Origin of the sequence: Mycobacterium sp. (assembly GCF_049281135.1) — a bacterium.
Taxonomy (GTDB): domain Bacteria; phylum Actinomycetota; class Actinomycetes; order Mycobacteriales; family Mycobacteriaceae; genus Mycobacterium.
The window spans coordinates 1-1,503 of sequence record NZ_JBAPRN010000286.1 but is presented as its reverse complement, the minus strand read 5'-3'; the positions used below and the strand labels follow the sequence as shown (position 1 = coordinate 1,503).

Genomic DNA, 1,503 nt, shown 5'->3' with positions numbered 1-1,503 from the left:
ATCACGTTCTCGTCGGGGTGTATCAGCGTGGCGGCCAGCATCCCGAACCGGAACTTGTCGGGATCCCGGCCCTTCTGCACCAGCAGGTCGCGAGCCTTCTCCCGACGTGCGAGGGCTTTTTCCGCGGTGGGGTACTTGACCGGCATCACCGAGCTGATGCCATCGGCGTAGCTGGTCACGTTGTCGAGAAGTTTCGGGCCCTCGCCCAGTCCCCAGATCTCTGGACGGTGCGGCCGGGCCCCGCCCAGCGTCGCGTTCTTCATCGACCAGTGATTGCCCTCGAAGTCGAACGGCTTGCCTTCGCTGTCCCAGACCGCGTTGAAGAACCGGAACAGATCCTCCATGCGCCCCAGTCCTTGGCGCTTGTATCCATAGGGGGTGATGTTCTTGACCTCGCCGGCACCGATCTGGAACATCGCGTGGCCTTCGGTCATGTTCGCCAGCGTCAACATCGCCTGGACGAACTCGGCGGGGCCGCGGCGGATCGAATCCGACAACAGCGTGAAGCCCATGCTCGGCGCCGACGCCAGAATGTAGCCCGCAGTCGTCCACGCCTCCTGGATCGAGTCCGGGTCCGGCAGCACCGCCGCCATCGGCATCACGTCCGGTGTCCACAACGGACGCGGGAAGAAGTTCAACAGCTGATCAGAGAGCGCCAGCCGGTCGACAGCATGACTGGCCTCGATCGCCTTGACCATCTCGCCGACCGCGGACGCCGGCGCGTTGCGGTCACCCCACACCACCAGCGACGTTTCCAGCGGGTGAGTCATGACGTCACCTCAGTCTTGGCTTCGCGGGCGACCGCACACATGTCGCGCGCCGGCGCCGGGTTGCACTCTGTGTTCATCACTGCCTCTCTGCACGAAGAACAAACCGGCTTCTGCGCGAAAGCAGCGGCCGTTGCGGCACTTTCGAACCGGTTGAGTTTTTCGGCGGGCCGCGGCAGTATTATTAGCACAGTCGTACGTAAAGTCAAGTATGGCGATCACGCCGACAATGCGCGCGGGCTCAGGTATCGGCGGTAAGGCCGTTGAGCAGGTGGCGTAGGCCGTTCTCGACCATCTCCGGTGGGATCGCATGCGCCCAGACTCCGGGGCTGCCTGCCACTTCGGGGAATTGCCCCTCGGGCAGGGTCTCGAGATGGGTGCGCAGCTCGTCGGCACGTCGCGCGCGGCCGATCTCGACTGCCGCCACGCCGATCAGGTAGGCGCCCAAGGTGTTGAAGATGTCCACCGCGCGCTGGCGTGGCATGCGCGATCGAGCCATCACCGATAACAGCCGCTCCCTCACCGTGTCGAGCGCGGGACCGGTCATCGCGCGCGGGGCGACGAGCAGCTCGACGATCACCGGGTGGGCACGGAAGGTTTCATAGAGCCGCATCAGCCCGGCTTGCATCTGCTCACGCCACGGCTCGTCATGGTCGGGCTCGAAGACGAAGCTCTCGATTCCCACCGCGACCATCAAGTCGACGATCTCGTCCTTCGTTCGCGCGTAGTTGTACAG

General features: G+C 64.5%; 2 protein-coding genes. Both read right to left on the bottom strand.

The window, feature by feature from the left end:
- The coding region (locus tag WAN02_RS11565) for an LLM class flavin-dependent oxidoreductase (protein WP_422264305.1) at nt 1–770 on the bottom strand (770 nt) is incomplete at its 3' end.
- Between the two features lie 238 nt (nt 771–1,008).
- Nucleotides 1,009–1,503, bottom strand: a 495-nt coding sequence (locus WAN02_RS11560; RefSeq protein ID WP_422264304.1) for a TetR/AcrR family transcriptional regulator C-terminal domain-containing protein, incomplete at its 5' end; no start/stop codon positions are given.